This window comes from Helicobacter sp. 23-1048, from assembly GCF_053654545.1.
In genome coordinates this window covers 1,208,049-1,233,807 of the sequence record NZ_JBSIUT010000001.1, presented here as the reverse complement: position 1 = coordinate 1,233,807, position 25,759 = coordinate 1,208,049, and the positions used below count along the sequence as shown (strand labels likewise).

The window sequence follows — 25,759 nt, the reverse complement described above, 5'->3', positions numbered from 1 at the left end:
GGAAGTAAAATGTATATCGCTATTCATACAACAACAAACAGCAAAAGGCACGCAAACAAAATTGCACGATTGTTACTAGAAGAGGAGCTTTGTGCTTGTGCGCAAATTAGCAAGATTCAAAGTTTATATATTTGGAAGGAAAAGATTTGCGAGCACAAGGAATTTTTACTACAAATAAAGAGTAGGGCGGAGCATTTTAAGCAGATTGCTAGAATTATCAAACAACATCATAATTATCAAACCCCACAGATTATTTCATTACCCATAGATAATGTGGAATCTGCGTATGAGGATTGGCTTAAAGGCGCACTTGCTAATAAAATCGCCTCGCACACACAAAAAAAGAATCCAAAAAAGCCTAATCCTAGAAGCAATCAAGCCAAAAAACCTAAAACACAAAGCAAATTGGCAAAAAAAGGATAATTTTTGTCAAAGCGTGGTTGCAGGTTTTGCTTTAAGTTTCAATTTAATTTAGTGAATATTTTGCTTATCCTCTTTGTCTGTGCGGTGGTGTATGTGGGACATTATTTTGATATGAAAGAACATCGCCAAAAACTCGCCCAAAAAGCTCAAAATGAAGCCTTAGAGTTTGATAGATTACAAGAGGAGTGTTTTTTTAAAAACATAGAGCAATCTTGCCAAACACTTCAAAAAATCAATGACAAAATAAACGCTACTAACAAGACAAACAAAAACACACACTAAACTTTTTATTTCACGCTTACTTCACTTTTTATTTTTACAATGTGGCATTAAAATCAATTTTACGGAGAAATCGTTGAGATACATTTCTATACTAATGATATGTTTTGAAGTCTTTTTTATCTCGTGTAGCACAAAGATTCCAAATAATGCAGAAATTGCAAATAAAACACATATTAAAGAGAATTTTTCCAATACTAACAACTCTAATGATATGAGTAATCTTACGCAAAAAAGAGAAGCATTAGCACAATTTGGCGCGCTTGTAAATGATAAGGAGCTTATTACATTGCTAGAAATTGGTTTAGAGCGCAACACCAATGTGCTTATTATGTCTTCTCGGATTAAACAAGCAAAATCCCAAGTCAAAACCAGCACCGCAAGTATGCTCCCAACTATAAATGGTTCGCTTAATACAAATTACACCGATAGACGCACACAAAATCAAGCCATTAACATTCGACCGGGGACAAATTCAATTAACGCAAGTTTGGGGCTTAGCTGGGAGTTAGATTTATTTGGCAAACTTAATGCCTTGCGTAAGAGTAGCAAAAAGGCTTATGAGCAAGCGCAAAGCAATCTTGCCAACGCACAAATTTCACTCATTGGTGAGGTGGCAAACTTGTATTTTACTTTGCGTGATAATGCGTATAGTCTTGGCACAAATAAAGCAATATTAGAGAATCTCAAAGAAATCGATGAGATTGCGCAAGTGCGCTACAAGCAAGGACTTATTAGTATTAACGACTACAAAACCATTAAAGCAAGTCTTATCACCCAACAAAACTCTTATGAGAGTTTGCGATACACTTATGAACAAAACAAAAATGCGCTTTTAGTCCTCCTTGACATAAATGATGAAGATTTGGCGCAAAAAGTGGATTTTTTAGCCGATGGAGCAAGGGACGCCACACAAGAAATTCAAACAAACGATACAGATTCTCATAACATTACACAATCCCCCCGCACACAATCTTTTTATAAATTACCTAACATTGCATTATTTCAAGTCAATACCATTCCAGCTCAAGTAGTGCTTAAGCGTCCTGATGTGCAAGCGAGCATTTATGCCTTGCATTCACAGCTTTATAAAACAACAAATGCCAAAGCCGCACAACTCCCTACCATTAGTCTAAGTGGCTCTATTGGCGAAGTGTTGTATTCAAATACAGGCTCTGGCTCGCTAATTTACCAAATAGCTAATTCTATAAGTGCCCCATTACTTAATAGGACAAGTCTTAAGCAAAATTATCTTATACAAAAAGAGCTTAGCAATGAAGCGTTTTATACCCTGCAAAATACCATTAACACGGCAATTAGTGAAATGGAAAATGCCCTTTTTGATACGGATTCCAAAAGACGACAAGTGCAAAACAATAGGGCTATTTTTGATATAGCTAAAGAGGCTTATGATAGCGACATTATCCGCGCTAAGAGCGGTATGCTTGATAGGAGCGAGTTTTTAACTAACCAAAATAGCTATTACACGCTTCAAAGCCAATTTTTCACTTCCCAAATCAATGAGCTTATTTCAGCTGTTACATTGTTTAAAGCATTTGGTGGGGATTTGTATTTCCCTACGGATAGTATTTCGTTTGATGAAAACGATGCAAAAATGAATAAAATCACAGAATCTAATACAGCTAACATATCAAACTAGGAGAGCTTAATGATAGACATATATAAGGCACTAAATCCTAAAAAATTTACGATAAAAGACATTCCGCGCAAATACCTTATTACCATTGCTTCTGGCATTGGGGTTTTGTTGCTTATTATTGTATATTTTGGGATATTTTATACACCAAAGTTAGAGTTTGAAACCACCACAGCCACAAGAGGCGATATTAAATCAAGTATTTCTGCTTCTGGCTCGCTTTCACCGACTAATGAAGTCGAAATTGGCAGTGTGATTTCAGGAATTGTGCTAGAGGTGCTCGTGGAGGAAAATGATAGAGTGAGCAAGGGGCAGATTCTCGCGCGTATCAATCCAGAGACTATCAATCAGCAAATTGCTCGCTACCAAGCCCAGCTAAACTCTGCCCAAGCCCAGCTTAGAGCTAGCCAGCAAACACTTATCGATAAAAAGTGGAATTACGATAGATTACAAGAGCTCTATGACAGCACAAAAGGTCGCTCACCATCACTCCTTGAACTACAAAATGCAAAAACTAACTATACAAGTGCGCTCAGTGATGTAGATATTAAAAAGGCTTCTATTATAGAAATTGAGACAAACATCAAAAGCTCAACTATTGATTTAAAAAATTCTCAAATTATCTCACCAATCGATGGCGTGGTGCTCACTAAAAGTATCGAAGTTGGACAAAGCGTGGCAGCAAGCTTTCAAGCTCCGGTGCTTTTCAAAGTGGCAGAGAGCTTAGAAGAAATGGTGCTAAAGGCAAATATTTCAGAGGCTGATATAGGTAAGATTAAAGAGGGGCAAGAAGTGAGTTTCACCGTTGATGCGTATCCTGAGAGAAGATTCTCTGCAAAGGTTGATAAGGTCAATTATGGTTCAGGCGATGGAAGTTCGAGTTCAAGCTCAAGTAGCACTTCAAGTAGCATTATTACTTACATTGCGCGCATTGAAGTTGAAAACAAATCCTTGCTTTTGCGCCCTGATATGAGTGCTACAGCGGATATTATCATAGCACAAAGCAAAGATGCCTTGCTTGTGCCAAGTGCGGCATTGTATTTTGACCTTAATAGAGCCATTGAGCGCAGTGTAAATAAAAATAAGGGTTCGCAAGGAAGCCCTCTTAGCTCAATGTTTGCTCCACCACCGCGTCCAAAAGCTGGTAGGACGGAAAAAAAGCAAGGTGGAAACAAACAAGGCACATTGTGGGTGGTCGTAGATGGCAAACCACAGGCTGTAAATGTAGAAGTGGGAATCTCCGATGGACAATTTAGCGAGATTCTAAGTGGCATTGATGAGCACACGCAAATTATCACTTCACTAAAAAATAATAAATAAGGCAACTACAATGAGTGATTTTATCACACTGCGCAATATCCATAAAGTTTATGGTAAGGGTGAAAATGCCTTTGAGGCGTTAAAGGGCGTAAGCTTAAATATTGATAGAGGCGAGTTTGTGGCACTTATGGGACCTAGTGGTTCTGGTAAAAGTTCTTTGGCGAATATTTTAGGCACTCTTGATGTGGGCACAAGCGGGGAATATTTGTTTTGTGGAGCAAGTGTTTTTGCCCTTACGCACAATCAACGCGCCTTATTGCGTAGGAATTTTATTGGTTTTATTTTTCAAGGATTTAATTTGCTTGCTCGCACTACGGCATTAGAAAATGTAGAATTACCACTAATGTATCGAGGAGTTAAAAAGCAAGAGAGAGAGGAAATCGCGTATGCTGCATTAGAAAAAGTAGGACTAGCACAATGGGCAACACACACAAGTGCCAAACTTAGCGGTGGGCAACAACAACGCGTAGCCATTGCGCGAGCTATCGCCTCAGAGCCACTATTTTTGCTCGCCGATGAGCCAACGGGGAATCTTGACACTAAGCGAAGTGTGGAAATTATGGAGATTTTGTGTGAGTTAAATTCTTCGCTTGGCATTACTATTTTAATGGTAACCCACGAGCCAGAAATGGCGAAATATGCTTCAAGGGAGCTGCATTTTTTAGATGGGAATCTGCTTAGTGATTCTAAACAAACAGAGTGTAATTGAGGTGTGTATATGATTATCAATGCGTTTTTTCTCGCCCTGCGTCAAATTCGTAGGAATTTCTTGCGCGCGTTTTTGACAATGCTTGGTGTCATTATTGGCGTTGGTTCTGTGGTGGTAATGATAAGTCTTGGAAATGGGACAACAAAAATGATTAGTGATAGAATCTCCTCGCTTGGAAGTAATATATTGCTTGTTTTTCCTGCTAGAGGCGGTAATATCAGCTGGAATTTAAGGCGCAATTTTAGCCTAAAAGAAGCAAGTGATACAGAGCTATCAATGAGTGAGTATATCGTGGCACTTGCCCCCATTTCAGAATCTAACTCAATCCTCGTGCAGTATAAGTCTGAAAATACCACCACAAAAGTGCAGGGCATAAATGCGAAGTTTTTTGCAGTTACACAGTGGGATAGTGCAGAGGGTAGGGCGTTTGAAGAGAGCGAATACCGCGTGGGGAGCAATGTGTGTATGATTGGGACTTCTGTGAAAAAAAATCTCTTTAAAGATGAAAATCCACTAGGTAAAAAAATCCGCCTAAGCAATATCGTGTGCGAATGTGTGGGGATTTTGGAATCTAAGGGGCAGGGTGGATTTGGAAATGACCAAGATGATGTAATCTTAATGCCTATGCGCGCATATTCTCGCTCCATTAGTCGCAATACTACGATGTTTGTTGCCAATCGCTTAATGTTGCGACTTCAAGATGGCGTAGATTCTGATGAGGGGGTGGCAGCATTAAGCAGGGTAATGCGCAAAGTGCGTAATGCAAAGCCCGGTGAGCGTGATAGCTTTGAAATTATGGATACCAAACAAATCGCAGATACGCTCACTCAAACTACAAAAATGCTCACGGCATTGCTTGGAATGGTCGCTGGAGTAAGCCTTATTGTGGGTGGCATTGGAATTATGAATATAATGCTTGTTTCAGTTACAGAGCGCACGCGTGAGATTGGCACAAGAATGGCGATTGGCGCATTACAAAGCGAGGTTTTGGGGCAATTTTTAATAGAATCTGTTACGCTTAGTTCGCTCGGTGGCATTATCGGGATTGTATTGGCGTTTTTTGTTTCGTTAGGGTTAAGTTTTTATATGGAGATTCCATTTATTTTTGATGTGCCAACGGCGATTGTCGCATTTATCTTTAGTGCGTGTATTGGCGTGGTGTTTGGATATTTACCCGCTAAAAGAGCTTCTAAGCTTAATCCTATTGACGCCCTCCGCCACGAGTAGTGGTAAAATTTAGGTCAAGTAAAATAAAATGGGCTTTTAAAAATATGTGTGAAAATTATAGCGACACACAAATTTAAATTTTGCAAAATCTAAATTTTATCCTATAATTGCGATTTCAAAAAGCGCAAATCCTAAATACAAAGGCGACAGATGAAAGGCATAATCCTAGCAGGGGGCTCTGGCACGAGGCTTTACCCCATCACAAAGGGCATAAGTAAGCAACTTTTGCCCGTTTTTGATAAGCCGATGATTTATTATCCGCTATCTGTGCTTATGCTAGCTGGGATTCGCGAGATTCTCATCATCACCACGCCACAAGATAGCGCAAATTTTAAGGCACTTTTGGGAGACGGAGCGGATTTTGGGGTAAATCTTAGCTATTGTGTGCAGCCTAGCCCTGATGGACTTGCCCAAGCCTTTATTTTGGGCGAGGAATTTTTAGGCGAAAGCTCGTCCTGCCTTGTGTTAGGCGATAACATTTTTTATGGTAGCGGACTGACACCCCTGCTAGAAAATGGCGTAGCGGACGCACAAAACGGCTTTGCCACGATTTTTGGCTACAAGGTGCGCGACCCGCAACGCTATGGCATAGCCGAATTTAACGCGCAAGGCGAAGTCATAGGATTAGAGGAAAAACCTGCCCTGCCAAAAAGCGATTATGCGGTAACGGGGCTGTATTTTTACCCACGCGGAGTGAGTGCGCTAGCAAAGCAAATAAAACCAAGTGCGCGTGGTGAGCTAGAAATCACCACGCTAAATCAAATGTATTTAGAGCAAAATCGCCTAAAATGCGCGACTATGGGGCGAGGATTTGCGTGGCTTGACACAGGGACGCACGATTCGCTATTAGAGGCAAGTAGCTTTATCCAAACCCTGCAAAAACGCCAAAATCTAAAAATCGCGTGTTTGGAGGAAATCGCCTACCTAAATGGCTGGATAAACGCGGATAAATTGCGCGAGTTAGCAAGCAAACTTGATAAAAACGACTATGGTGTATATCTTAGCTCACTTGCAAATGCAAGGCAGACATTTTAAAATTTAAAGCGCAAAAAGGATAGTAAATGAAAAGCATACTTATCACAGGTGGGGCGGGGTTTATTGGGAGTAATTTTATCGAGCATTTTTTGCGCGAATATTTGCCAAAATGTGCGGATAAAGATAGCACGATTATCAATTTGGATTGCCTCTCTTATGCAGGGAATTTAGAGAATCTAAAAGGCGTAAAAGAACATAAAAACTATCATTTTATAAAGGGTGATATTTGCGATAGTGTGCTAGTTAGCGAGATTTTTGAGCGTTATAATGTAACTAGCGTGATTCACTTTGCTGCCGAATCACATGTGGATAATTCTATCGCCACGCCCGAAGTGTTTATCAAAACAAATATCTATGGCACTTGGAATCTGCTAAATTGCGCGTATAAACATTGGTTAGATTCGCCATTTTGCCACAAAAAAGGCTATGAAAACGCGCTTTTTCACCACATATCTACCGATGAAGTCTATGGCACACTTGGAAAAACGGGGCTTTTCACAGAGCAAACACCATATCAGCCAAATTCTCCCTACTCTGCCTCAAAAGCATCTAGCGATATGCTTGTGCGAAGCTATGCGCATACTTTTGGGTTGCATTGCGTGATTACAAATTGCTCAAACAACTACGGAATGCACCAACACGATGAAAAGCTAATCCCCACCATTATCCGCAACGCACTTTTAGGCAAAGAAATCCCCATCTATGGCGATGGCAAAAATGTGCGAGATTGGCTTTTTGTAGAAGACCATTGCGATGCGATTTGCGCGGTGTTTGCGTATGCGAGAGATAAAATCATCGCGCTAGATTCAAATGGGGGGGGGAATCGCTAAATGAAAAACTCCATAATCCAAAAAACAGCCCCCAAAATCAACGCATTTTTAATGAAAACAAAGTCTTTTTTGAGTGTTTTAATATCGGTGGCAACGAAGAAAAAGAAAATATTGATATTGCAAAGAAAATCTGCGCCTACTTAGATAAAAAATTGCCCAAAAAAGAAACTTACGCAAAGCAGATTCGCTTTGTCAAAGATAGGGCGGGGCACGATAGGCGCTATGCCATAGATTCTACCAAACTGCAAAAAACGCTTGGGTGGAAGCCAAAACACAGCTTTGAATCTGGCATAGCAAAAACAATAGAGTGGTATATCAAAAAATATACCCAAAGCGACCAAACGGAGTATGGATAATGAAAATAAATAACTTCAACTCAGATGAAAAGATTTTGCGCTACACGGGCAAAATCGACTACTTTTACAATTCTCACAAAACTCTCATCGTAACCGAACTTGACCTAACCAACAAATGCAATCATCGCTGTCCGGGCTGCTGTGGGCATAATGAAAATAATGCCGAGCTAAACAAAGAGCAGGTAGAATCTGTGGTGCGCAATCTAAGAGCTATGGACAATAAAGGCGTGATTTTAAGCGGTGGAGGTGAGCCTACTTGTTCGCCACATTTTGAATACGCCATAAAATTGCTTAAAAACGCGGGGCAAAATATTGGGCTAAATTCACACGGAATGAATCTCAATGAACGATTAAATGAAATCATAGCGGAAAATTTGGAGTATTTTAGGATTAGCCTTGATGCGGGGAGTGCGGAAATGTATGAGAAGATTCACGGAATGAAGCCAAAACACTTTGAAAAAACTTTGGCAAATATTGAGAGTTTTGCAAATACTAAGGCGCGACTTGGAAGCAAGACTAGCTTTGGCGTGGGGTTTCTCACAAGCAACATTACGCAAGGCGATATGGAATCCTTTGTGCGGTTAGTCAAAGAGAGAGGTGCAGATTTTGCGCAATTTCGCCCATTCACAGGCGATAGGCTTGATATTACAAATAAACTTTTAGAATTGCGCGAAAAATATGAGGATTCAGAATTTAAAATCGTGGCGAGCTATCAAAAATACAAAGAAATGGAAGGCTTAAATGAAGGTGCAGGGCGTGGATATGACAAATGCCACGGAATGTTTTTTAGCACGGTGATAAGTGCGGATTTTAAGGTATGGGCGTGTTTGCATTTTCGGCAGAGTGCGAAGCACTTTTTGGGCGATTTGCGGGAGCAGAGCTTGGAGGAGATTTGGCGTGGTGCGCGAATTAGAGAAGTGTATAATGCGACTACTTGTGCGAAATGCCCGATTTTGTGTCGCAACGATAGCTTTAATCGCACGCTTAATAAACTAAGTCTAGATATTACAAATAGTGAGTTTTTGTGAGGGATTGTTAATATGATGTGTGTTATAGCAAAAATACTTTTAGTCGAAAATAAAGATATGAATCATAAAGATGATAAAAAGAACTGCAAAAAATATCAGCGATATATTGAACGATTTTTTATATTTCTTATATTTTTTAACATATTTAGTTTCGTTTAAAGATATTTTTTCGATAAGTTTAAGATGATCCTTGAATGTAAAGCCATATCGCTTATTTGCAATATCAAAATTGCTTTTATCGCTTAAAAATTTCATTATCGTGTGATAGCCCCATTCTTTGCGTTTGAAGTGCGGTGATAATAATGCCATTTGTCCTAAAAAGAAAGGGATAGTGTCGCTAAAAGGTTCTATTTTGGTGTTTTGAATCTCATTTACAAAAATTGCCTTTAAAAGATTTAAATCATCTATTTTTAAAAAATAATCCATAAGCGGAGCAATTTCCATTTGCTCTCTTTTTAGTGCAATATTATTATTGTTGTTATGTGAAATGCCAACATCAGATACTCTATAATCCACCAAAAGTTCATCTAATACATAAACTTTTAAGTCATTGGTAAAAATATCAAGATGCATTGCGTAATCTTGCATATTGACAAGAGAACAAGGAAGTGGAAATATCGTATCTATTACTCTTTTTCTCATTGCAATTCCGGGAGATGGTAAGACATTGCATTCCATAAAAGCAATATGAATAGTCTCTTCTTTTGTTCTATTTGTTGGAATGCGCCAAAAGTATTGATTTTTTCCTTTGATATAATTATCATCTTTATCAATGGCACAAAGTTGAGGATACACTACATCTATTTTAGACATTTTCTCAAAGCAATCTACAACGCGTTCTAAATAGTTTTCTCTCCATTTATCATCACCAGATATAAAAAAAACATAATCGGTTGTCGCTTTATTTGCAACAAGATTTAAATTCCCATTTATGCCTATGTTATAATCCGTCTTAAAATATTTGATTCGCTCATCTTTGTAGGATTTCACAACATTAGCCGTTTCATCGGTAGAGCTATCATCGCCCACGATAATCTCAAAATTTTGATAAGTTTGATTTAAAATACTCTCAATAGTCCTTCCCACATAATCTTGCTGATTGTAAGTAATAAGTGCGATAGAGACTTTTGGATTAGTAGTCATTTACCACCTCTATAACTTTTGCTACTTCCTCATCACTCATCACAGGCGAGATAGGCAGGCTTATGATAGTGCGGTGGATTTCTTCACTCACAGGATAGCTGTGATTTGCCCACTCTTTATACGCGCCTTGTTTGTGTGGCGGTGTGGGGTAATGAATGATAGTTTGCACTCCATTTTCGCTCAAATGCGCTTGAAATTCATCGCGTTTATCCGTGCGCACCACAAAGCAATGCCACACACAAGCATTTTCATTGTATGCCTTTGGCAAGATGATTTTAGGATTTTTGATAGATTCGCGGTAGATTTTGGCTATCTCACGCCGTTTGGCATTGTCTGCGTCTAAATGCGCAAGTTTTATATCCAAAATCGCCGCTTGTATCTCATCAAGTCTAGAATTTACGCCCTTATAAATATGATGATATTTCCTATCTGAGCCGTAGTTTGCGATAGCTTTGACTTTGGCAAAAAGGGTTTCGTCATTTGTGGTGATTCCTCCACTATCACCTAATGCACCTAGATTCTTACCCGGATAAAATGAAAATGCCCCCGCATCGCCTAGATTCCCCACTCTTTTGCCTTGATATATCGCTCCGTGTGCTTGGGCGCAATCTTCGATGATTTTTAGGTTGTATTTTTGCGCTAACGCCCAAATTTTTTGCATTTGCACGGCTTGTCCGTAGAGATGCACGAGTAAAATAGCCTTTGTTTTGGGCGTGATTTTTGATTCGATTAAGTCTGGGTTTATGTTGTAAGTGTCTATGTCTGGCTCGACTAACACAGGCGTGCAGCCATTTTGCGACACGGCTAAAATCGTGGCTATGTAGGTGTTGGACGGCACGATAATTTCATCGCCTACACCAAATTCATAAGCGCGGATAATGAGATTTATCGCATCAAGTCCATTTGCCACGCCAAGAGCAAATTTCGTCCCGCAAAATGTGGCAAAATTCTTTGTGAATCTTTCATTTTCCACACCCTCTAAATACCAGCCACTATCTAGCACAGCTTTGATTCTAGCGTCTATCTCCGCTCGAAAGCGATTGTTTATCTTTTGTAGGTCTAGGAATTTGGTCACTTTATCATTCTTAATCATATATAAACTTTCTCAAATGCTTGTATGACTCTTTTCATATAGCCAAAAACCGCTCTTTGAATTTTCTTTATATCTGTGTCTAACATATCTCTGCATTCTATGCTATATTTTGCTTCTCCGTGTGCCAATTTATTTCTTTTTTCTTTTACTAATGTAAGTAACTTATCAGAATTTACACCATTAAATTTTGCTCCAAATTTTTCGGTATGTTTTCTTATTTCTTTTTCATCCAAATTGCCCGAAAAGAGTTTAAAGTTACTTATATAGTCAGAAAATGAGGGAATGTGTTCTATATTATGATGAAATGTTTGTAGTTTATTGAAATTATTTTGTATATTATTTACATTTTTATGAGTGTCAATACTTTGTTTATATTCAATAAAATTAAGTTTAGGTTGTTTTGATTTTTGGTTTTCGTTATATTTATTTAATTCTTTTAAATCATTGCTTATTGTCCTAAAATAATAATCAGCAACCATAAATAAAAATTCATCAGGGCAATTATTTTCATTTTGAGCAACTTTGTCAAAAGATTCTTGTAATATATGAAAAAATACACCTTCAATCATATTGTATATCATTACAATAATTGATGATTTTAGTATTGTCGAACAATCAACTTTTATCTTAGGTAACTCCGCAATTATTATTTTTATATCACTATTTCTTGATGTGAGTTCCCTTCTAGATGTTTGAAACATTCAATTTTATCCATTGTTTAAAAGATAATTTTTTATATAATCAATTCTTTCAATAATTCTTTTGGGAGTGTGAGTATGGTATTTACCAGAAATAACTTGTTTAAATTTTGGTGATTTAATAATATCCTGTAAGTTGCAGTCAGTGGGTGATAAATTTGGGTTTTTGCGTAATGCAAGTGTTATGCCCACAGAAATAGCCTCAAAATATACTCTTGAAACTTGATGTGCCCCTTTGCCTTTAGAAAAACCATAAGGCAATGATTTCTTTGCAAAATCTATCATTTTATAAAAATCTTTTTCCATAGCATCCTTTGTCTGCTCGTTAAATGTTTGATTTTTTTTATCCATATATTCATCAAGTTGTGTTGCAATTCCACCTCTTTGTTTAAAATGTGGATACCATTCCAAAAAAGCAAAATATCTAAGCAATAATTCTTCTCTTTCTTGCCTATTTGCAAACCAGCCTTCTATAGGAGTAATTTCACAATAAATATTATTTTTTGCCACTTCATAAACAAAGTCATTAAATTCTCCTCTATATATTCCTTTTCTTTTTTCCATATCTTTGAGTAAATCGCTTCCTCTGTTTATCCGTTCAAAAATTTCATTTTTTGTTTCGTCTGTTGTTTTTTCAGACAATACAATCATTTTTAGCGATATATTTCTAAATTTTCTTTGCCTAGCCACATCCAAATCACTAAACTTAAAACCATTCAACGACTTTAAAACCTCAAGTTTTTCTATTTTTAAGTCATTTTGCAAAAAAGCTGCCAATGTTCTTATGCGTTGAGAGCCATCAACAATCTCATATCTGCCATTTTTTGTTTCGGCTAAAAAAATGTATGGTATGGGTAACCCCACAAGCAATGATTCTATAAATTTAGATTGTCGCCCATCGCTCCAAACAAACTCTCTTTGATAATCTGGGACAAAAAATTCATTTTCATCTTTATCAATCCCCTTTGAATACTTATCGACTATGTATTCAATGGTGTATTCTCTCGTATCATAAGAAACATTTCGTTGTTCGTGTTCAATCTCTTTTTCTAGTTTTTCGATTTTCGCATTCATCATTTCGACCTCATTTCTTATTTGTATTTTTAAATTTTGTCGTTATACCAAAAACTTCCTAAATTTCCCCTTAATCATCTCATAATCCTCCCTGTAAAATCTATAAAACACATCTTTATCATTCTCGCTCACTTCTTTTGCGCCAAATCTTTTGTGAAAAGCGCGGACTTTGGCATTATCTTTGCGGACATCAAAGTGTGCTTTGGTAAAACCAAGTGTATAAAAAGCGTATTCATACACAAGTAGCACAGATTCGATGGCTGCATTAGCGGGTGCACTATCTTTGATTATCCAGCTTCCCCAGCAAAAGTCATCATTATCCACCACATCATAGATTCGCACCGTGCCAAGTTGCTCTCCACTCTTGCTCTCAATGATAAAATACCATTCATTTTCCTTTGTTTTATAGTTCTCAATATAAGCGATTTGCTTTGCTAAATCATTTTCTGTTTTATGTAAAAATTTTGCCTTTTCCTCATTGCACCTTAATGCAAGTATAAATTCCGCATCGGCAATCCCTACTTCGCGTAAATTTATACTTTTACCCGCAATAAATTTTTGCGACTTTTTATGCGACATTTCCCAAGCCTTTTTGAGAAATATGACATAAATTTAAGTGCTGATTATTATCAAAATGCCAAATAAATCTTATCTTACACGAAAGATTAAGGGTTAATAATCCCCCCCCCCCCGTTTTGGTAAAGCGTAAATGCACTATGGATTAACACCCTTGCACCAAAACTTTCTTTTTGAGCAATTAAACCTGTATTAAGATTCAACCCATTGTTTTCACTTGAAATGCCAAAATCAAAATAAATTTTATCGCTATATTTGTCAAGCAAGGTTGCCACCACCAAGTCCAACGCGCCGATTTCGCGCCCCTTTTCACTACTTGCCATATATTGCGTATGCACGAGATTTTTATAGACAAACAGCACCACCCCAGCTAAAATCTCATCATTGCCATTTTGCCTAGCGATATAGAGTTTTATATTCTCGGGGAATCGCCCAGCAAGCAATGCAAGTTCAGCCCCACTATGCACGGCTTTTGCGTTGTGATATTTAGCTAAAATCTCATTTTCAAGGGCAATAAAACCCTCAAAGTCACTAGATTCCACCACTTCTACGCCCTCTCTTTTTGCCCGTGAGATTTGCGCTTTGCGTCCCTTTGACATTTTAACAGGTGCACACAAATTTATCGCCGTAGATGGCTCGACTTTTGAGAGAATAGCATTATGCCTCCATAGCGCGTATATGTCCTCCTCGCTTGGAATCTCGTTATAAATTTGTGGCACTTTTTTATACTCTAAATGCGTGAAATCTCGCTCCCGCAAGTATTCTATCAAAGATTCTACGCATTCATTCATTTTGATTTGCTTCATATTTGCGCTAGATATAAAGCCACCAAAGGTAAGTCCGCCGTGTGATTTTAAAACATTATCGTGGCGCGAGAGTGGCAAAAGCGCGATAAGTTCATCATCACTATAAAACAAAAGCGAATTATCCACAAATCTATCCGCGTGATAGTCCATAAAATCGCGCTTAAACATAAAAATGCCGTTTTTAGAAGATTCGACAAAGCTATCCCAAGCGGCTTTTAGCTCGGCATTGTAAGGCAGGATTTTTATCATTATCCCGCCTTACGCAGCGTTTCGCCACTGATGAGATTTGCAAAATACGCAGAGTTTAGGTAGAGTTCCCCCCCCCCCATTAACAGAACTTGATTGCATTTTGTTGTGAGTAGTATTTGCTACAATTTTGCCATTTATAAATTTCACATTTGCAGGAATATCTTTTGCTACCACGCTACCAGCGGCGATAAGCGCATTTTCCCCTATGGTTACCCCGGGCAAAATCGTAACATTTGCACCGATACTCGCGCCTTGCTTGATGATGACAGATTCTAGCTTGAAATTTTTATTTTTAGATTTTGGATATTTATCGTTGCAAAAGCTTACATTTGGACCGATGAATACATTATCATCAATGCGAACGCCGTCCCACAGCTGAACCCCACACTTTATCGTTACGCTATCGCCGATAATGACATCGTTTTCTATAAAGCAATGTGAGCAAATATTGCAATTTGCACCGATTTTGGCATTTGGCAACACCACGCAATACTGCCAAATGTTGGTGTTTTCGCCGATATTTTTGCTTTGCACATCAGATAATGGGTGAATCATCACGGACTTAATATTTTTCATTTAAAGTCCTTGATTGTGTATAAAATGAAAGATAAAGCACAAAAGCAAAAGCATTGAGAAGTAAAGTAAAATAGAAAAAAGCTACCCTTTGTGAGATTCGTAGCAGCAAAAAATAAATAAGAGCTAGTTTTCCCCCCCCCCCCCCGATAATCGCACTAGCTATGAGAGATTGATTTTCTTGTGTCAAATCTAGTGCAAATCGCAGTTTAGGCGAAACCACACAGCCGATACTTTCTTTGAAATAGCATAGCCCGACATTTGCCACACTATCTAGCGTAGAAGTACCTATGCTTATGTATTTGATTTTGCTATCATTTTGATAGTGCATATAGACTTGCTCGGCTAGGAAATTCATCGGACAAAGCTCGTTTGACTCGGCTATATTGCCCCAATATACGACATTTGCGATATTTTGCGTGATATGCTGGATATATGCCGATGCGATGGCTTTGCCCCCGCAAGACACCAAAAAATAATCCGACTTGATAAATCTAGCCGTATCGCTAATATCTTTTTGGCTTAGCCATAGTGGGAATCCTCTCCCTTTGCGATTTGCCTTTATGATTTCATAGACTTGGCTTAAATCGCTTGTTTTGTTGAATTTTAAGTTGTGTTCATAGGCTATTTTTAGCTTTCTTTTGGAATTTCTATTGATAATCTCGTGATAATTTATCGCATTTTTTAAGAAAAATTCAAAATTCATATCATAATCCACCACCTTGAATCCAGCACAAAACAGGGCATTTTGAAATTTTGTGATATGGGATTGATTGTAAAAGAGTGGTGGCGTGGCAAAGATGATTTTCTCAAATCCATTGTCCTTGCACCACGATACAAGTGCGCAAATCGCGTCATAATAGTAGTTGATTTGGTTATTTTGTCGTATCTCGCTAAAAATACCAAAAGTAGCTGAAAATGGGCATTTTAGCACATTGTCCTTTATCCCTGCTACTAGCGCAAAATGATTTGCCTTATCGCCAAAGATAAAATACTTCACTTCATCGACTTTGTGTGCGTTTAGCTCGGCAAACTCCACGCTATCAAATCCACTAAATGGCGATTCTACTAGGGCTTTATACTGCTCTTTGGATACGGGCTGACAGGTCATTAGGCATTCTTTATAAAATTCTAGCCATCTTTATGTTTGACATTAACTTTGAAATTTTCAAAGTTCAGTGGTGGCAAATCAAGCGGAGGCAATTTCGCCATAACAGTCATTTGAGCTACTAAAGGTCGCAAATAAGAATACATTATGGCTACCATATTATTAAGAAATTTTTCATTGAAATTAGACTCAACTCCAATTATGCCGACTATGGCAGACTTGATATAAAATATTTCTTGCTCTCCTTGTAAAAATGAAATATCTATATTTGATTGAATCGTATAAGTATTTTTATCTTTTTCTGCAATAGCACCAACCCCCTGTTTTATCTCAATCAACTCGCTTTTCCCAAGTTTATTTACTTGTTCAAAGTTAAATTTTTTAACTTGAATAGTTTCTATTTTAAACGCATTGCTAGGCTGCGCTTGTGAAGTAGCCTTTTTTACCTTGTCCATTTGCAACTCCTTTATCTACTTTGTAGGTATTTTTAGATACATTGTCAATTTTATCAATCTGTAATAACTCCAAAATATTGTCGTGCGGTATAATATTCTCAACCAGTTGAATTATATTTTCTATGGATTTTTGCTTATTGTTTATGGTTAAACTAGCAATACATAAGTTGTTAATATTCTTATATAGCATTTTTTCTGCTATTGTCTCACTTTTCAATTTTTCTATATAGTCGTCTATACTTTTGTTTTCTATTGTAAAGAAAGTATCTTTCTTTGGCAATACCTCATTAGACAAATTAGTATACACCATTTCTTGTATAATTGCCTTGTCCCAATCAATCAAATCAAGCAAAAATATCTTATCTGACTTTTGAATAAAGGTATCTATACTTAGTTTGCCTTTTAATATTTGAATCAAAGAATAGCTATCACATTTTGCCAAGATGTATTTATAGTCCCTATCATTATAGCATAAAGCTAAATACCTCATATTATTATCATCTAAACATACAAATATAAAAGGTATATCTAGTCTAGCTAATTCTTGCTCTATAAATAAAGCTCCAAAGCCATCTATATTTACCCAATGTTCCATAATCCTCCCCTTTCTATGAAAATTTAACTATATAAATTCAAAATCCCCTACCACATCGGCTTTTTCAAACAAAAACCAATCTATATGTCCTTTCTTTTTATTTACAAGTATGGGACCATTTCTAAATTTCAAAGTTCCTTTTGCTATTTTGCTTTTACCTTTAATAATTTTGTTTTTTAAATCTGTTACTTTTTCAAGCAATTTTTGTTCAGTAAAAAAACAAGAGCAACTATAATATGTAAACCCTTTTGGCAAACTTTTAAACTTGCCCTCTCTTATCTCCCTCTCAACACGAGATTCAAAATCATATTGTGTGATATTTGGCTTATCATCATTAACATCTATTGCCCTATAAGCCTCCGTAGCTACATATATGTAACTTACACACCGAGTATCATCACTTTGTGGAATTACAGCTTTACCATCTCTAAATGCTTGTTGCAAAATACTAGGAAACCTACCGCAATACTTTTTCAACTCCATCGTCTAATACCTAAAAAACAAAAATTTTAATTTCAGAATTGTAACAGCCAATACCTTAAAAATCCATTAAAACATATTTTATACCTTATTTATCCCTATTCTACAATTCACAAAAATCTCTGCGCCGTTGTCAGGGAAGTATTTGGCGAGTTTGTTTAACATTTATTTATAACCATTATCAACCTATCTAAATCCTCTTTGTCGTATCGCTGGTCGATAATTAGAGGGATTAGATTTTCATAAAAATTTTGTTCGACTTTGCATTGTTTGCCATTCATTAAATCAAGCATTCCACGCCAAGGCTTAGGACAATAGATTTGATTTTTCAGTAATTTTTCATAAACCTTTGAAGCATTTTTTAATAACAACGGATAATACATAGGCACATTTTCGCCTTTGCCCCCCCCCTGCATAACATTACAATATTTTAATGTGTTTTTAAGCAAATTGATAGAATCTAGTTTTTGGCTTAAGTAATTATAATTTTTTAGTCGTCTTTCTTGTATATATTTGTAGTTTATATTTTGTAACATTTTATCTGTCAAATTTGACATTTGCTTTATAGGCTCATTTATTAGAGAATCATCATTTTTATTAAAATCTTCATAGGCAAAATTTGAGCCACCATCAACGCGTTTGATAAGATGAGAAAAGCGTTGATATGAAGTGTCTTTTGGCAATGTTTCATTTAATCGTTTATCGCAAAACAAAATTCCACCATCTGGCACACCAAAAAACTTGCGCGGAGAATAAAAACTTGCCAACCCAAAATGTCTCATATAAAACCCCATAGCATTATCGACAATTAGATTTGGATAGAGATTTGCCAAAGTTTTTATTTGCTTTGCGCATATTCCAAAATAATTTGTATATATAATGAAATCTTTTTTGTCAAATTTAGTTTTTGGCATAAAAGTTTCATCTATTTCATAGGGGATTATTTTGCAAGATTCGGATTCTATCGCCTGCCAAACCACAGGGCAAGTGTAATAAGGTGTATGAATTTCTCGTATATTATAAACGCGAATCACATAGCGCAAGGCATTTCGTGCAGAATTTAGCAAAATAGCACTTTTATGAAAATGCTTGCCTTGACTTAGTTCTAACTCTATGAATCCGCCGATTTCTTTCCTCATCGCTTCACTTCTCTATGCTTACTCTGCGATTTTACAATTCACAAAAATCTCTGCGCCGTTGTCAGGGAAGTATTTGGCAAGTTTGTTTAAGCCATTGAGTAGATTTTCATCGATAATGCCAAGATTTATTAACTCCGTCATTTTGGCGTGATTAAATGGCTTCATAAAGTATGAACCCCCCCCCCCCCGCAGTATCAAGCACTTTAAAACCACAGCTATTTACAAAAGAACTTAAACTTTTTAAGTCAAAAGTAGAATGACGCTTAAAATGTGTTGCCGTGTCCGTTAAATCACCTATTTGCTGTATTAACCCAGATTCATAAGCCCAAAGCAAATGAAAACTTTTATTGTTTGGCACATTGATATGCAAAATAGTATCTTTATTGCAAAGAGATTTTATGGCATTTAGTAACTCAATTTGATTTGGCACTTCGTGAAGCACCCCACTAAGCAAAATAAAATCAAATTTTTCGTTTTTTAGGGTGTTTATGTTTTCTTCCAAAAAACCCTCCAAAACATTTATCTTTGAGTTGTAATGCTTTGATTCTCGTATAATTTTGCAAAATCGTTCCGAACGCTCAACTATGAAAAATTTATCATAATCGTGGTAAAGTTCTGAAAACGACCAGCACCCACAGCCTATCTCTAAAATGTTTTTAGGCTTATGATGATTTAAAATTTCAATAACTTTCTTTTGGCGAAAGCGTCTTACAGAATCTTCTTTATCGTGCTCTATGTAATCCACTGCGTAGTTGTCAATCTCATTTTTAGTTGCGTCTAGTTTCATACAAACTCCTTCAAATTAGTATTTTAATTGCAAATGACAATTTGCCAAGATTCTTGCATTTGGCAACACCACACAATACTACCAAATATTTGTATTTGCACCTATATTTTTGCTCTGCACATCAGATAATGGGTGAATCATAGTTATTTTTTCTCTACATATTTTTATGTGGCATAGTTATGTATCCATTTTTTACATTTTGTTCTTCCAATATTAACCTATCAATGACTATTTGCAATTCTTTAAAACTCATATCTTTCTTAAATTCATTTTTTGAGTTATCTATAAAGTAGCAATTCATAGTAGTATCAAAAAGAGATTCTGTCGTTCTTCTTGGAAATTTAGCCAAAGTAGATTCAAAGAAATCATTACAATATTGGTAATGATGCGAATATATAAAATCTTTCCATTTACAAATAACATTTTCTTCTTTATCAATGTCTATAAATTCAAATTCTTCTAGAGTTTTATTGTTGCCCCAAGATTCTTTCATTATTTTTTTTGCTTCTATATCTGTTATTGGGGCACTATACCCAAAAACAGTAATTTGATAGGCTTGTTTCATAATATTTCTAAATTTTTTCCAAAAATCGTTTATGTATAAATTTGTGGTATAGTCTTTTTGTTTGATTGGATATAGTAGTATAGATGGTGTAAAATACTTACCACATTTAGGACATTGTTCGCTTAATACACCGACCACTTTATGATTATCACAAGAACCGATAGAGACATTGCCGTGTAAAAATGCTAATTCCGGTAAATTGTTGGTTATTTTAACTACCCTTTGATATGCCTGCAAAAGCAATGGATCCCAATTGAAAGTTGCTATCAAATCTTTTTTTCTTAAAGAAAGCAACAGAAAATCGTAAATGGTCGGTTCGTCTATGATTTGAAATGATCCAAATTCTTTTCTAATAGCTTCTTCTAACTTTATTCTAATATCATTATACTGTTTATTTTCATATAATTCACAATAAATATCTTCCAAATTATTACTTCTTGTTTTTAATTTAATATCTTTAAGCAAATCGGATAGTCCAATTTTTTCAATAAACCCATTCATAGTTGATATTTCTTTGCCATTCTTATCGCCATTTGGTATTGTAGCCACACTAGCACCAGCACCTAATATCACAAGATGAGGACGATTTTTAAAAGATAATTCTAAGTTAGCTTTTCCAAACTCTGCCATATTTGAAAATACTCCTTAATTTGAACAACTAGAATTATATGACAAAATAAAAATAATGTCAATATCCACACACCGTCCAGAACTATCAATAATCTATTATGCAAAACTATTTTTAATTTTTATTATATTCAAAAATTCCCCATAATCCCTCACATACTCGTTTTCGTCATACAAAGTATTTGTCGCCACTACCAAAATCGCGTCATTTGAAAACTCAAACATTTCTTTCCACACCATTTTTTCAAGGTAAAGTGCGGTATGTGGAGAATCTAGTGCCACTTCGCTTTTTACTTTGCCATCATCAACTCTCACGCGACAGCTTCCTTGCAGACAAAACATAAAAAATTCAGAATCTCTATTAGCGTGGCAACCACGCACAATATCGCCTTTTGTGCCAAAAATGTAAAATATTCTTTTAATTTCAAAAGGGCAAGTTAAGCCACTTTTAAGTGAGTTCCCCCCCCCCATTTGCGGTTAGAATCTTAAAGCCATTTTGCGCTTTTGTAGATTCTAAAAATGCCTGATAATCTCTAATGTATTCTTTTTCATCGTAGTATTCACTTGCTAAAACCATTAGCTTACACCCATAAGAAAAGTGTTTCATCTCGCGCCACATATTTTTGCCTATGTATAAGCCTACATCAGGGCGATTTAGCCACACTTGCTCTCGGCTAACCCCATCATCAAGCACAAACTCACACGCCCCATCCATTGCTACGATGACTTGCTCCAAGTCCTTGTGTGCGTGAAATCCCCTATCAATGTCAGGCAAAGTATCATAAATCCAATACACGCGCTTTATCTCAAATGGGATATTTTTGTTTGATTCAAGTGAGATGAGTTTGCCCCGCTCATCACCAAAAACTTGTAAATTTAGCAGTTTGTAGTTCATAAAAAGCAACCTAAGGAAAAATAAAATGAGACCACTTAGTCCTATCTAGAAGGAATTCCACACGCTGTATGATTAGCGTGTGGAGATTTTGTTAGTGTAAGTCTTTCCACTTCTTGCGTTTCCACAAGTATGCAAAGATACTTAGCACACCAAAGAATATAATGATAGAGACGCCAAGACTTTCACGCTCGGCTTTTTTAGAATCTCCGATAGATTCCAAATAGCGCACCACGCGACCTTGCGATTCTTCATTTAATCCCACGCGTGGCATTGAAAGTCCCACAGGTAAGACGCCCATTTCTCTTGCGAGATTGCTAAAGTCCTCATCTTCTTGCCACTCAGATTTCTTTGTGTTTGTAGAGAGGTTAGCATTCGCATCTTCATCTAATATAGCAGTTTTAATCTCTTTGTAAGATTTCTTTTGTGGGTCGTTGATAAACCACTCCAAATAATGCTCACCCTTAGAGCGAATCATCATTGACAAATCAGGGGCTTTCGCACCAAGATAAGCCTCTATATCCACTTTCTTTTGATTGTTAGCAGCAATTTGCTCTGCAGTTTTTGGCTCATCGTATTTGATACTATGGCATCGTGAGCACGCATCAAGGAAAATGACTTTATCAGTTATATGTGTTCTAGCATTCTCAATCGCCTCACTCTTTTGCGATTCTGAAAGGTTTGATTTTTCAATCGCTTCTTTTCTTGCGATGAACTCATCATTGAAATTCACTGCTTGTTTGAGTGAAGCTTCACCGATAGATTTTAAAAATGCCACGATGTCAGCAACTTCTTGCTCCAGATTCTCATCTTCGCCCTGTGCGAAATATGGTGGCATCATATAGTCTTTATGCTCCAACTTAACCGCTTGGGCAGGGTTAATGATAAATGCAGCTAAGAAATTTTCATTATAAATTGCTCCAGCTGTGGATAAATCAGGCATTACAACGCCTGCCATCTCACTCTGCTCAGATTCAAAGCCCTTTGCTTTAAGATTATGGCAGTTTTGGCAATTCCCTTGAAACAACTCTTCCCCTCTTTCTTTATTACCTTTTGAGAGGTCGATTCTTGCTAAATCTCTAAACTCAAAGTCTGCAGGTGCAGCCTTTGGGTGAAATACAGAGTGCGCCAAAGGCTCGACACCCCAATACAAAACACCAACCACTACAATCAAAACAACTAAAATTTTAATTTCTCTCATTGCGCACCTCCGTTATTTTTGCGCTCCATAATGGTAACCAAAGGTAACGCAATAAAGAACCAAATTAAAAATCCAATAGCCCCTACGAATCCAACATAGACATTTATGCCCTCTGGCGGTAGCTTACCATAAATAGTAAGCACAATGAGGTCTGCAATAAATACCCAAAACCACACCATAAAGAGAGGTCGTCTATGCGCTGGAGCGACAGCTGGATTCCTATCAAGCCAAGGGAGGAACAAAAATGCCACTTGCGCAATGCCAAATGCTATAAGTCCCACATCTCCACTAAAGAAAAATCCACGCAATACTTCATAGCTCCATAAGAAATACCACTCAGGGTAAATATGCGGTGGAGTTTTTAGGTTATCAGCTGGGTCGAAGTTAATGGGGTCCATCGCAAAATCAAAGTGATAGCACACAAGATAGAAAAACAACATCATAAATACGCTAACCACAAAAATATCTTTTGAGAGGAAATCAGGCCAAAAGCTTACAACTTTAGATTCTTTCTTGTTGCCCTCTTCGTATTTTTTTGCTTCTGCTGCGAAGTCGATTTCCTCGCCCTCTTCGTTATTGACATGAGGAGTGCGCAATGTATAGAAGTGCAACGCAATCACCATTAGCACGGCAATAGGCAACAAACACACATGAAGCATAAAAAATCTTGTCAGCGTAGAATCTGCGACAACAAAATTTCCTCGAACCCATTCTACAACCGCAGGACCAACCATAGGCACGGCGTCAGGCAAATTAGTGATAACTGCTGCAGCCCAATAGCTCATCTGCCCCCAAGGAAGCATATATCCGCTGAAAGCCTCCGCACTAAAAAGCACAAAGAGGAGCATTCCACCAATCCATACCATTTCTCTGCCACTTTTATATGAACCATAATACACAGCCACAAACATATGGATATAGATAATTAAAAATACCATACTCGCAGCCACAGCGTGTATATGACGCCATAACCAACCAAACGCCACTTCACGCATAATTGTGTCATTTACACTATCAAAGGCAAGTTTCACATCAGGCTTATAATACATCAGCAAAAACAGCCCGCTAACCACCAATAGCGTGAAAAGTGTCAAAAGCACTACGCCCATAGCCCACAAAAAGTTAATCTTTTTGGGAATCCAGTATTTTGTCATCAATACTTCGATGACTTTTTTGAGATTCGTTCGTTGGTCTAACCAATCAATAATTCCATCTGCTTTTCTTACTTCCATTATTCGCTCCTTTTAGAATCTATGCTTGTTTGAGGGCTTTATACTCTTCGCCCTCCTCACCTAAAACCATTTTTAGCCCATCAAGCTTAAATGGAGGAATCTCCATTGGCTTTGGTGGAGGCGTGCCAGCGATATTCACACCTGAAGAGTCAAATCTCCCTCCGTGGCACGCACACAAGAATGATTGTGTCTTTTCATTAAAGCCCGGTATACACCCTAAATGCGTGCAAATTTGGATACCAACGGTGTAAATTGCACCATTTATCTCAAAATCTCTCCCCTCTACTTTTGGTGAGCCGTCTTGTTTTTTAAGGATATACACAGGTTTGCCACGCCATTCAACCGCACTTAAATGTCCAGCTTGTAATGTGCTTAAATCCACCGTAGTAAAACCCGCAGAAACAACACTGGGCAACGGGTCCCAAGACCTTTTCATCGCATAGAGCGAAGCCACTGCTCCCACAGCAGCCACGCCACCTAAAGCCATACCGAGAAAATCTCGTCTCTCAACAACTTCTTCTGACATTTCTACTCCTTATTGTTGGATTCTCTTTAAAGCCTTGATAATAGTAAAAATTTGCTTAAAAGTTTTTTATTTTTTCACTTTTTTTGTAATTTTTAATGCAAAATGGCTAATATTACACATTATTTTAAGAATCTATAATGCGGAAATGAAACATTATACTTACAGATTCCCTAATGTTAGGGACTTTATATGTAGAGTGAATGTGTATAAGGGTGTAAAATGCGTGATTGGGAAAAATATATTGCAACGATGTGTGATTTTTTACACACTCAAGTGCATAATGCTGGCTTTAATAGTGTTGTTTTGGGGCTTAGTGGCGGGATAGATTCCGCTGTGGTGGCGAAACTTTGTGTGGAAGTTTTTAAAGACAATGCCACTGCCATTTTAATGCCATCTTCTACTTCTAATCCACGCAATTTGTATGATGCAAAGAATTTTGCTGCTTCCATTGGTATGAAGCACATTGAGATACCCATTGCGTCATTTGAAGCTCAAATGCGAGAAAACCTTTTGGTAAATTTTGCCATTAAAGATTCTATAAATACCAATGAACTTGATAATTTGCGCATTGGTAATTTTTGTGCAAGAATAAGAATGGCGATTTTGTATGACTTTTCACTTGCAAATCACTCCCTTGTCATTGGCACGAGCAATAAAAGTGAGATTCTTTTAGGATATGGGACGATTTTTGGTGATTTGGCCTACGCGATAAACCCAATAGGCGGACTTTTTAAAAGTGAAATTTTTGCGCTGGCCAAAGTATTGGGAATCCCACAAGAAATTATTGATAAACCACCAAGCGCGGATTTATTTGAAAATCAAAGTGATGAAGCGGATTTAGGATATTCTTATAAGCAAATTGATGCGTTTTTATCTGCATTTGAAGCACTTTTACAAAAGCATAATGTAAAATTTAGCGCATTAAGTCAAAAAGATTATACTGATTTAGTTTTGATTGCAGATGAGCTGGAGAAAATGGGCTTTGAAAAACCTTTTGTAGTTTCTCTTATGCGTAGAATCTTAAGAAATGCGTTTAAATCTCATCTGCCAAAAATTTTTAATTCTATGGAGTAGGG

General features: G+C 37.0%; 31 protein-coding genes. 11 read left to right on the top strand and 20 right to left on the bottom strand.

Features of this window, described 5'->3' with window-relative positions:
* Positions 1-9 precede the first annotated feature (9 nt).
* The 10 genes from cutA to ACWIWK_RS06070 all read left to right on the top strand — a co-directional run bounded on the left by cutA (position 10) and on the right by ACWIWK_RS06070 (position 8,864).
* The gene (gene cutA / locus ACWIWK_RS06115; protein WP_454151780.1) at positions 10-423 is read left to right on the top strand and encodes a divalent-cation tolerance protein CutA; all 414 of its coding nucleotides are present in this window, start codon (positions 10-12) and stop codon (positions 421-423) included.
* A gap of 3 nt (positions 424-426) precedes the next feature.
* Positions 427-705, top strand: coding sequence for a hypothetical protein (locus tag ACWIWK_RS06110; RefSeq protein ID WP_454151778.1), 279 nt, complete (start codon positions 427-429; stop codon positions 703-705).
* Positions 706-778: 73 nt separating this feature from the next.
* Positions 779-2,362 carry a TolC family protein gene (locus ACWIWK_RS06105; RefSeq protein ID WP_454151776.1) on the top strand — a complete coding sequence of 528 codons (1,584 nt, stop codon included), beginning with the start codon at positions 779-781 and terminating at the stop codon, positions 2,360-2,362.
* 9 nt (positions 2,363-2,371) lie between these two features.
* A complete protein-coding gene (locus ACWIWK_RS06100) occupies positions 2,372-3,679 on the top strand; it encodes an efflux RND transporter periplasmic adaptor subunit (protein ID WP_454151774.1) in 1,308 nt (435 codons plus the stop codon).
* Between the two features lie 10 nt (positions 3,680-3,689).
* The gene (locus ACWIWK_RS06095) at positions 3,690-4,388 is read left to right on the top strand and encodes an ABC transporter ATP-binding protein (protein WP_454151773.1); all 699 of its coding nucleotides are present in this window, start codon (positions 3,690-3,692) and stop codon (positions 4,386-4,388) included.
* A 9-nt stretch (positions 4,389-4,397) separates the two neighbouring features.
* The gene (locus ACWIWK_RS06090; RefSeq protein WP_454151771.1) at positions 4,398-5,615 is read left to right on the top strand and encodes an ABC transporter permease; all 1,218 of its coding nucleotides are present in this window, start codon (positions 4,398-4,400) and stop codon (positions 5,613-5,615) included.
* Between the two features lie 150 nt (positions 5,616-5,765).
* Complete coding sequence (rfbA, locus tag ACWIWK_RS06085; protein WP_454151769.1) at positions 5,766-6,650, top strand: glucose-1-phosphate thymidylyltransferase RfbA; 885 nt, start codon at positions 5,766-5,768, stop codon at positions 6,648-6,650.
* Positions 6,651-6,676: 26 nt separating this feature from the next.
* Positions 6,677-7,480, top strand: a complete 804-nt coding sequence (locus ACWIWK_RS06080; protein WP_454151768.1) for a dTDP-glucose 4,6-dehydratase — start codon at positions 6,677-6,679, stop codon at positions 7,478-7,480.
* Positions 7,481-7,524: 44 nt separating this feature from the next.
* On the top strand, positions 7,525-7,836 hold the full coding sequence (locus ACWIWK_RS06075) for a GDP-mannose 4,6-dehydratase (RefSeq protein ID WP_454152040.1): 312 nt from the start codon (positions 7,525-7,527) through the stop codon (positions 7,834-7,836).
* Positions 7,836-8,864, top strand: coding sequence for a radical SAM protein (locus ACWIWK_RS06070; protein WP_454151766.1), 1,029 nt, complete (start codon positions 7,836-7,838; stop codon positions 8,862-8,864). Before ACWIWK_RS06075 ends, ACWIWK_RS06070 begins: the two co-directional genes overlap by 1 nt.
* A gap of 39 nt (positions 8,865-8,903) precedes the next feature.
* Here the strand turns inward: ACWIWK_RS06070 and ACWIWK_RS06065 are convergent, their stop codons facing one another.
* The 20 genes from ACWIWK_RS06065 to ACWIWK_RS05970 all read right to left on the bottom strand — a co-directional run bounded on the left by ACWIWK_RS06065 (position 8,904) and on the right by ACWIWK_RS05970 (position 24,683).
* A complete protein-coding gene (locus tag ACWIWK_RS06065; protein ID WP_454151764.1) occupies positions 8,904-10,007 on the bottom strand; it encodes a glycosyltransferase in 1,104 nt (367 codons plus the stop codon).
* A complete protein-coding gene (locus ACWIWK_RS06060) occupies positions 9,997-11,082 on the bottom strand; it encodes a DegT/DnrJ/EryC1/StrS family aminotransferase (protein WP_454151762.1) in 1,086 nt (361 codons plus the stop codon). The genes ACWIWK_RS06065 and ACWIWK_RS06060 overlap by 11 nt, the downstream gene beginning before the upstream one ends.
* Positions 11,083-11,096: 14 nt before the next feature.
* Positions 11,097-11,801: an MAE_28990/MAE_18760 family HEPN-like nuclease gene (locus tag ACWIWK_RS06055; protein ID WP_454151760.1), complete on the bottom strand. Its 705-nt coding sequence runs from the start codon at positions 11,799-11,801 to the stop codon at positions 11,097-11,099.
* A 6-nt stretch (positions 11,802-11,807) separates the two neighbouring features.
* Positions 11,808-12,875 (bottom strand): DUF262 domain-containing protein, encoded by a 1,068-nt coding sequence (locus tag ACWIWK_RS06050; RefSeq protein WP_454151758.1) that lies wholly within the window; start codon positions 12,873-12,875, stop codon positions 11,808-11,810.
* A gap of 39 nt (positions 12,876-12,914) precedes the next feature.
* Positions 12,915-13,451 (bottom strand): GNAT family N-acetyltransferase, encoded by a 537-nt coding sequence (locus tag ACWIWK_RS06045; RefSeq protein WP_454151756.1) that lies wholly within the window; start codon positions 13,449-13,451, stop codon positions 12,915-12,917.
* A gap of 86 nt (positions 13,452-13,537) precedes the next feature.
* Positions 13,538-14,503, bottom strand: coding sequence for a GNAT family N-acetyltransferase (locus ACWIWK_RS06040; RefSeq protein WP_454151754.1), 966 nt, complete (start codon positions 14,501-14,503; stop codon positions 13,538-13,540).
* A 9-nt stretch (positions 14,504-14,512) separates the two neighbouring features.
* Entirely contained in the window at positions 14,513-15,058 is a 546-nt protein-coding gene (locus tag ACWIWK_RS06035) for an acyltransferase (protein ID WP_454152039.1), read from the bottom strand.
* Positions 15,059-15,065: 7 nt separating this feature from the next.
* The gene (locus ACWIWK_RS06030; RefSeq protein WP_454151753.1) at positions 15,066-16,187 is read right to left on the bottom strand and encodes a hypothetical protein; all 1,122 of its coding nucleotides are present in this window, start codon (positions 16,185-16,187) and stop codon (positions 15,066-15,068) included.
* A gap of 20 nt (positions 16,188-16,207) precedes the next feature.
* Positions 16,208-16,639: a protein-export chaperone SecB gene (locus tag ACWIWK_RS06025; protein WP_454151751.1), complete on the bottom strand. Its 432-nt coding sequence runs from the start codon at positions 16,637-16,639 to the stop codon at positions 16,208-16,210.
* A complete protein-coding gene (locus tag ACWIWK_RS06020) occupies positions 16,599-17,234 on the bottom strand; it encodes a hypothetical protein (protein ID WP_454151749.1) in 636 nt (211 codons plus the stop codon). Before ACWIWK_RS06020 ends, ACWIWK_RS06025 begins: the two co-directional genes overlap by 41 nt.
* Before the next feature lie 27 nt (positions 17,235-17,261).
* Positions 17,262-17,717, bottom strand: a complete 456-nt coding sequence (locus ACWIWK_RS06015) for a hypothetical protein (RefSeq protein WP_454151747.1) — start codon at positions 17,715-17,717, stop codon at positions 17,262-17,264.
* Between the two features lie 155 nt (positions 17,718-17,872).
* Complete coding sequence (locus tag ACWIWK_RS06010; protein ID WP_454151745.1) at positions 17,873-18,853, bottom strand: hypothetical protein; 981 nt, start codon at positions 18,851-18,853, stop codon at positions 17,873-17,875.
* 18 nt (positions 18,854-18,871) lie between these two features.
* Positions 18,872-19,018: a hypothetical protein gene (locus ACWIWK_RS06005; protein ID WP_454151743.1), complete on the bottom strand. Its 147-nt coding sequence runs from the start codon at positions 19,016-19,018 to the stop codon at positions 18,872-18,874.
* Positions 19,005-19,640: a class I SAM-dependent methyltransferase gene (locus tag ACWIWK_RS06000; protein ID WP_454151741.1), complete on the bottom strand. Its 636-nt coding sequence runs from the start codon at positions 19,638-19,640 to the stop codon at positions 19,005-19,007. Before ACWIWK_RS06000 ends, ACWIWK_RS06005 begins: the two co-directional genes overlap by 14 nt.
* A gap of 154 nt (positions 19,641-19,794) precedes the next feature.
* Positions 19,795-20,835 (bottom strand): hypothetical protein, encoded by a 1,041-nt coding sequence (locus ACWIWK_RS05995; protein WP_454151739.1) that lies wholly within the window; start codon positions 20,833-20,835, stop codon positions 19,795-19,797.
* 96 nt (positions 20,836-20,931) lie between these two features.
* Positions 20,932-21,303 (bottom strand): sugar 3,4-ketoisomerase, encoded by a 372-nt coding sequence (locus ACWIWK_RS05990; RefSeq protein WP_454151737.1) that lies wholly within the window; start codon positions 21,301-21,303, stop codon positions 20,932-20,934.
* The gene (locus ACWIWK_RS05985) at positions 21,281-21,727 is read right to left on the bottom strand and encodes a sugar 3,4-ketoisomerase (RefSeq protein WP_454151735.1); all 447 of its coding nucleotides are present in this window, start codon (positions 21,725-21,727) and stop codon (positions 21,281-21,283) included. Before ACWIWK_RS05985 ends, ACWIWK_RS05990 begins: the two co-directional genes overlap by 23 nt.
* A 91-nt stretch (positions 21,728-21,818) precedes the next feature.
* Positions 21,819-22,925: a c-type cytochrome gene (locus ACWIWK_RS05980; protein WP_454151733.1), complete on the bottom strand. Its 1,107-nt coding sequence runs from the start codon at positions 22,923-22,925 to the stop codon at positions 21,819-21,821.
* Positions 22,922-24,157, bottom strand: coding sequence for a cytochrome b (locus ACWIWK_RS05975; RefSeq protein WP_454151731.1), 1,236 nt, complete (start codon positions 24,155-24,157; stop codon positions 22,922-22,924). The genes ACWIWK_RS05980 and ACWIWK_RS05975 overlap by 4 nt, the downstream gene beginning before the upstream one ends.
* Before the next feature lie 19 nt (positions 24,158-24,176).
* Positions 24,177-24,683: a Rieske 2Fe-2S domain-containing protein gene (locus ACWIWK_RS05970; RefSeq protein WP_454151729.1), complete on the bottom strand. Its 507-nt coding sequence runs from the start codon at positions 24,681-24,683 to the stop codon at positions 24,177-24,179.
* A 219-nt stretch (positions 24,684-24,902) separates the two neighbouring features.
* Here ACWIWK_RS05970 and ACWIWK_RS05965 point away from each other — a divergent pair, with 219 nt between their 5' ends.
* On the top strand, positions 24,903-25,757 hold the full coding sequence (locus tag ACWIWK_RS05965) for an NAD+ synthase (protein ID WP_454151727.1): 855 nt from the start codon (positions 24,903-24,905) through the stop codon (positions 25,755-25,757).
* Positions 25,758-25,759 lie beyond the last annotated feature (2 nt).

Coding starts and splice junctions, on each gene's coding strand:
- cutA (WP_454151780.1), top strand. CDS start 10: ATGTATATCGCTATTCATACAACAACAAACAGCAAAAGGCACGCAAAC.
- ACWIWK_RS06100 (WP_454151774.1), top strand. CDS start 2,372: ATGATAGACATATATAAGGCACTAAATCCTAAAAAATTTACGATAAAA.
- ACWIWK_RS06095 (WP_454151773.1), top strand. CDS start 3,690: ATGAGTGATTTTATCACACTGCGCAATATCCATAAAGTTTATGGTAAG.
- ACWIWK_RS06090 (WP_454151771.1), top strand. CDS start 4,398: ATGATTATCAATGCGTTTTTTCTCGCCCTGCGTCAAATTCGTAGGAAT.
- rfbA (WP_454151769.1), top strand. CDS start 5,766: ATGAAAGGCATAATCCTAGCAGGGGGCTCTGGCACGAGGCTTTACCCC.
- ACWIWK_RS06080 (WP_454151768.1), top strand. CDS start 6,677: ATGAAAAGCATACTTATCACAGGTGGGGCGGGGTTTATTGGGAGTAAT.
- ACWIWK_RS06070 (WP_454151766.1), top strand. CDS start 7,836: ATGAAAATAAATAACTTCAACTCAGATGAAAAGATTTTGCGCTACACG.
- ACWIWK_RS06065 (WP_454151764.1), bottom strand. CDS start 10,007: ATGACTACTAATCCAAAAGTCTCTATCGCACTTATTACTTACAATCAG.
- ACWIWK_RS06055 (WP_454151760.1), bottom strand. CDS start 11,801: ATGTTTCAAACATCTAGAAGGGAACTCACATCAAGAAATAGTGATATA.
- ACWIWK_RS06050 (WP_454151758.1), bottom strand. CDS start 12,875: ATGATGAATGCGAAAATCGAAAAACTAGAAAAAGAGATTGAACACGAA.
- ACWIWK_RS06045 (WP_454151756.1), bottom strand. CDS start 13,451: ATGTCGCATAAAAAGTCGCAAAAATTTATTGCGGGTAAAAGTATAAAT.
- ACWIWK_RS06040 (WP_454151754.1), bottom strand. CDS start 14,503: ATGATAAAAATCCTGCCTTACAATGCCGAGCTAAAAGCCGCTTGGGAT.
- ACWIWK_RS06035 (WP_454152039.1), bottom strand. CDS start 15,058: ATGATTCACCCATTATCTGATGTGCAAAGCAAAAATATCGGCGAAAAC.
- ACWIWK_RS06030 (WP_454151753.1), bottom strand. CDS start 16,187: ATGACCTGTCAGCCCGTATCCAAAGAGCAGTATAAAGCCCTAGTAGAA.
- ACWIWK_RS06025 (WP_454151751.1), bottom strand. CDS start 16,639: ATGGACAAGGTAAAAAAGGCTACTTCACAAGCGCAGCCTAGCAATGCG.
- ACWIWK_RS06020 (WP_454151749.1), bottom strand. CDS start 17,234: ATGGAACATTGGGTAAATATAGATGGCTTTGGAGCTTTATTTATAGAG.
- ACWIWK_RS06015 (WP_454151747.1), bottom strand. CDS start 17,717: ATGGAGTTGAAAAAGTATTGCGGTAGGTTTCCTAGTATTTTGCAACAA.
- ACWIWK_RS06010 (WP_454151745.1), bottom strand. CDS start 18,853: ATGAGGAAAGAAATCGGCGGATTCATAGAGTTAGAACTAAGTCAAGGC.
- ACWIWK_RS06005 (WP_454151743.1), bottom strand. CDS start 19,018: ATGAAGCCATTTAATCACGCCAAAATGACGGAGTTAATAAATCTTGGC.
- ACWIWK_RS06000 (WP_454151741.1), bottom strand. CDS start 19,640: ATGAAACTAGACGCAACTAAAAATGAGATTGACAACTACGCAGTGGAT.
- ACWIWK_RS05995 (WP_454151739.1), bottom strand. CDS start 20,835: ATGGCAGAGTTTGGAAAAGCTAACTTAGAATTATCTTTTAAAAATCGT.
- ACWIWK_RS05990 (WP_454151737.1), bottom strand. CDS start 21,303: ATGGGGGGGGGGAACTCACTTAAAAGTGGCTTAACTTGCCCTTTTGAA.
- ACWIWK_RS05985 (WP_454151735.1), bottom strand. CDS start 21,727: ATGAACTACAAACTGCTAAATTTACAAGTTTTTGGTGATGAGCGGGGC.
- ACWIWK_RS05980 (WP_454151733.1), bottom strand. CDS start 22,925: ATGAGAGAAATTAAAATTTTAGTTGTTTTGATTGTAGTGGTTGGTGTT.
- ACWIWK_RS05975 (WP_454151731.1), bottom strand. CDS start 24,157: ATGGAAGTAAGAAAAGCAGATGGAATTATTGATTGGTTAGACCAACGA.
- ACWIWK_RS05970 (WP_454151729.1), bottom strand. CDS start 24,683: ATGTCAGAAGAAGTTGTTGAGAGACGAGATTTTCTCGGTATGGCTTTA.
- ACWIWK_RS05965 (WP_454151727.1), top strand. CDS start 24,903: ATGCGTGATTGGGAAAAATATATTGCAACGATGTGTGATTTTTTACAC.